The sequence below is a fragment of the Streptomyces sp. SM1 genome, from assembly GCF_002910825.1.
GTDB lineage: Bacteria > Actinomycetota > Actinomycetes > Streptomycetales > Streptomycetaceae > Streptomyces > Streptomyces okerensis.
In genome coordinates, this window is sequence record NZ_NEUB01000693.1 from 1 (window position 1) to 5,048 (window position 5,048).

A 5,048-nucleotide genomic window follows, 5' to 3' on the forward strand; every position below is an offset into this window, starting at 1 on the left:
TCAGAACCAACACAGTGGACGCGAGCAACTGAGGACAAGCCCTCGGCCTATTAGTACCGGTCAACTCCACACCTTACGGTGCTTCCATATCCGGCCTATCAACCCAGTCGTCTACTGGGAGCCTTACCCTCTCTAGGAGGTGGGAGTCCTCATCTCGAAGCAGGCTTCCCGCTTAGATGCTTTCAGCGGTTATCCCTCCCGAACGTAGCCAACCAGCCATGCCCTTGGCAGGACAACTGGCACACCAGAGGTTCGTCCGTCCCGGTCCTCTCGTACTAGGGACAGCCCTTCTCAAGACTCCTACGCGCACAGCGGATAGGGACCGAACTGTCTCACGACGTTCTAAACCCAGCTCGCGTACCGCTTTAATGGGCGAACAGCCCAACCCTTGGGACCGACTCCAGCCCCAGGATGCGACGAGCCGACATCGAGGTGCCAAACCATCCCGTCGATATGGACTCTTGGGGAAGATCAGCCTGTTATCCCCGGGGTACCTTTTATCCGTTGAGCGACGGCGCTTCCACAAGCCACCGCCGGATCACTAGTCCCGACTTTCGTCCCTGCTCGACCCGTCGGTCTCACAGTCAAGCTCCCTTGTGCACTTACACTCAACACCTGATTACCAACCAGGCTGAGGGAACCTTTGGGCGCCTCCGTTACTCTTTAGGAGGCAACCGCCCCAGTTAAACTACCCATCAGACACTGTCCCTGATCCGGATCACGGACCCAGGTTAGACATCCAGCACGACCAGACTGGTATTTCAACGACGACTCCCCCTGAACTGGCGTCCAGAGTTCACAGTCTCCCAGCTATCCTACACAAGCCGAACCGAACACCAATATCAAACTGTAGTAAAGGTCCCGGGGTCTTTCCGTCCTGCTGCGCGAAACGAGCATCTTTACTCGTAGTGCAATTTCACCGGGCCTATGGTTGAGACAGTCGAGAAGTCGTTACGCCATTCGTGCAGGTCGGAACTTACCCGACAAGGAATTTCGCTACCTTAGGATGGTTATAGTTACCACCGCCGTTTACTGGCGCTTAAGTTCTCAGCTTCGCCACCCCGAAGAGTGACTAACCGGTCCCCTTAACGTTCCAGCACCGGGCAGGCGTCAGTCCGTATACATCGCCTTACGGCTTCGCACGGACCTGTGTTTTTAGTAAACAGTCGCTTCTCGCTGGTCTCTGCGGCCACCCCCAGCTCGAGGAGCAAGTCCTCTCACCAGTGATGGCCCCCCTTCTCCCGAAGTTACGGGGGCATTTTGCCGAGTTCCTTAACCATAGTTCACCCGAACGCCTCGGTATTCTCTACCTGACCACCTGAGTCGGTTTAGGGTACGGGCCGCCATAAAACTCGCTAGAGGCTTTTCTCGACAGCATAGGATCATCCACTTCACCACAATCGGCTCGGCATCAGGTCTCAGCCTTAATGAACGGCGGATTTACCTACCGTCCGGCCTACACCCTTACCCCGGGACAACCACCGCCCGGGATGGACTACCTTCCTGCGTCACCCCATCACTCACCTACTACCAGCTCGGGTCACCGGCTCCACCACTCCGACCTCGTCCGAAGACTCAGCCGGCGGCTTCACGGGCTTAGCATCACTGGATTCGATGTTTGACGCTTCACAGCGGGTACCGGAATATCAACCGGTTATCCATCGACTACGCCTGTCGGCCTCGCCTTAGGTCCCGACTTACCCTGGGCAGATCAGCTTGACCCAGGAACCCTTAGTCAATCGGCGCAAACGTTTCTCACGTTTGTATCGCTACTCATGCCTGCATTCTCACTCGTGAACCGTCCACAACTCGCTTCCGCGGCTGCTTCACCCGGCACACGACGCTCCCCTACCCATCACAGCCGGCGTTGGCCGTATATGCTGCAATGACACGACTTCGGCGGTACGCTTGAGCCCCGCTACATTGTCGGCGCGGAATCACTAGACCAGTGAGCTATTACGCACTCTTTCAAGGGTGGCTGCTTCTAAGCCAACCTCCTGGTTGTCTGTGCGACTCCACATCCTTTCCCACTTAGCGTACGCTTAGGGGCCTTAGTCGATGCTCTGGGCTGTTTCCCTCTCGACCATGGAGCTTATCCCCCACAGTCTCACTGCCGCGCTCTCACTTACCGGCATTCGGAGTTTGGCTAAGGTCAGTAACCCGGTAGGGCCCATCGCCTATCCAGTGCTCTACCTCCGGCAAGAAACACACGACGCTGCACCTAAATGCATTTCGGGGAGAACCAGCTATCACGGAGTTTGATTGGCCTTTCACCCCTAACCACAGGTCATCCCCCAGGTTTTCAACCCTGGTGGGTTCGGTCCTCCACGAAGTCTTACCTCCGCTTCAACCTGCCCATGGCTAGATCACTCCGCTTCGGGTCTTGAGCGTGCTACTGAAACGCCCTATTAGGACTCGCTTTCGCTACGGCTTCCCCACTCGGGTTAACCTCGCAACACACCGCAAACTCGCAGGCTCATTCTTCAAAAGGCACGCAGTCACGACGTTGAGTGCAAGCACTCAACGCGACGCTCCCACGGCTTGTAGGCACACGGTTTCAGGTACTATTTCACTCCGCTCCCGCGGTACTTTTCACCATTCCCTCACGGTACTATCCGCTATCGGTCACCAGGGAATATTTAGGCTTAGCGGGTGGTCCCGCCAGATTCACACGGGATTTCTCGGGCCCCGTGCTACTTGGGTGTCTCTCAAACGAGCCGCTGATGTTTCGACTACGGGGGTCTTACCCTCTACGCCGGACCTTTCGCATGTCCTTCGCCTACATCAACGGTTTCTGACTCGTCGACCAGCCGGCAGACTGGTCAAGAGAGATCCCACAACCCCGTATGCGCAACCCCTGCCGGGTCTCACACGCATACGGTTTGGCCTCATCCGGTTTCGCTCGCCACTACTCCCGGAATCACGGTTGTTTTCTCTTCCTGCGGGTACTGAGATGTTTCACTTCCCCGCGTTCCCTCCACTTGCCCTATGTGTTCAGGCAAGGGTGACAGCCCATGACGACTGCCGGGTTTCCCCATTCGGAAACCCCCGGATCAAAGCCTGGTTGACGGCTCCCCGGGGACTATCGTGGCCTCCCACGTCCTTCATCGGTTCCTGGTGCCAAGGCATCCACCGTGCGCCCTTAAAAACTTGGCCACAGATGCTCGCGTCCACTGTGCAGTTCTCAAACAACGACCAACCACCCATCACCCTGCCCTCACAGGCAAGTTCACTGGGGCCGGCGACTGAAGACAGACCTTGCGGCCGTACCTTCAGACACCCAACAGCGTGCCCGGCCCCGCCCCGTCCGGTGATCGTGCGTTCCACGCTCCGAAGAGCAGTACTTGCAGCCACCGGCCCGAGAAACAGGACCGAATAGTCAACGTTCCACCCATGAGCAACCAGCACCGGACGTTCGCCGATGAACTGGCCCCTGGACTGCCGAAGCAGCCTAGAAGTGCTCCTTAGAAAGGAGGTGATCCAGCCGCACCTTCCGGTACGGCTACCTTGTTACGACTTCGTCCCAATCGCCAGTCCCACCTTCGACAGCTCCCTCCCACAAGGGGTTGGGCCACCGGCTTCGGGTGTTACCGACTTTCGTGACGTGACGGGCGGTGTGTACAAGGCCCGGGAACGTATTCACCGCAGCAATGCTGATCTGCGATTACTAGCGACTCCGACTTCATGGGGTCGAGTTGCAGACCCCAATCCGAACTGAGACCGGCTTTTTGAGATTCGCTCCACCTCGCGGTATCGCAGCTCATTGTACCGGCCATTGTAGCACGTGTGCAGCCCAAGACATAAGGGGCATGATGACTTGACGTCGTCCCCACCTTCCTCCGAGTTGACCCCGGCGGTCTCCCGTGAGTCCCCAACACCCCGAAGGGCTTGCTGGCAACACGGGACAAGGGTTGCGCTCGTTGCGGGACTTAACCCAACATCTCACGACACGAGCTGACGACAGCCATGCACCACCTGTACACCGACCACAAGGGGGGCACTATCTCTAATGCTTTCCGGTGTATGTCAAGCCTTGGTAAGGTTCTTCGCGTTGCGTCGAATTAAGCCACATGCTCCGCCGCTTGTGCGGGCCCCCGTCAATTCCTTTGAGTTTTAGCCTTGCGGCCGTACTCCCCAGGCGGGGCACTTAATGCGTTAGCTGCGGCACGGACGACGTGGAATGTCGCCCACACCTAGTGCCCACCGTTTACGGCGTGGACTACCAGGGTATCTAATCCTGTTCGCTCCCCACGCTTTCGCTCCTCAGCGTCAGTATCGGCCCAGAGATCCGCCTTCGCCACCGGTGTTCCTCCTGATATCTGCGCATTTCACCGCTACACCAGGAATTCCGATCTCCCCTACCGAACTCTAGCCTGCCCGTATCGACTGCAGACCCGGGGTTAAGCCCCGGGCTTTCACAACCGACGTGACAAGCCGCCTACGAGCTCTTTACGCCCAATAATTCCGGACAACGCTCGCGCCCTACGTATTACCGCGGCTGCTGGCACGTAGTTAGCCGGCGCTTCTTCTGCAGGTACCGTCACTTTCGCTTCTTCCCTGCTGAAAGAGGTTTACAACCCGAAGGCCGTCATCCCTCACGCGGCGTCGCTGCATCAGGCTTTCGCCCATTGTGCAATATTCCCCACTGCTGCCTCCCGTAGGAGTCTGGGCCGTGTCTCAGTCCCAGTGTGGCCGGTCGCCCTCTCAGGCCGGCTACCCGTCGTCGCCTTGGTGAGCCATTACCTCACCAACAAGCTGATAGGCCGCGGGCTCATCCTGCACCGCCGGAGCTTTCGACCCTCACAGATGCCCGTGAGGGTCAGTATCCGGTATTAGACCCCGTTTCCAGGGCTTGTCCCAGAGTGCAGGGCAGATTGCCCACGTGTTACTCACCCGTTCGCCACTAATCCCCACCGAAGTGGTTCATCGTTCGACTTGCATGTGTTAAGCACGCCGCCAGCGTTCGTCCTGAGCCAGGATCAAACTCTCCGTGAATGTTTACCCGTAATCGGGTGCACACATCACGAGAGCGGAACCACCGGAGGAAT

The 5,048-nt window shown here is 57.9% G+C and carries 2 rRNA genes; both read right to left on the reverse strand.

Features of this window, described 5'->3' with window-relative positions:
• Positions 1–30: 30 nt before the first annotated feature.
• Positions 31–3,156: ribosomal RNA gene (locus B9S61_RS19195) — 23S ribosomal RNA — on the reverse strand.
• A gap of 312 nt (positions 3,157–3,468) precedes the next feature.
• A 16S ribosomal RNA gene (locus B9S61_RS19200) occupies positions 3,469–4,995 on the reverse strand.
• The 16S and 23S rRNA genes sit together here, the layout of an rRNA operon.
• Positions 4,996–5,048: the final 53 nt, after the last annotated feature.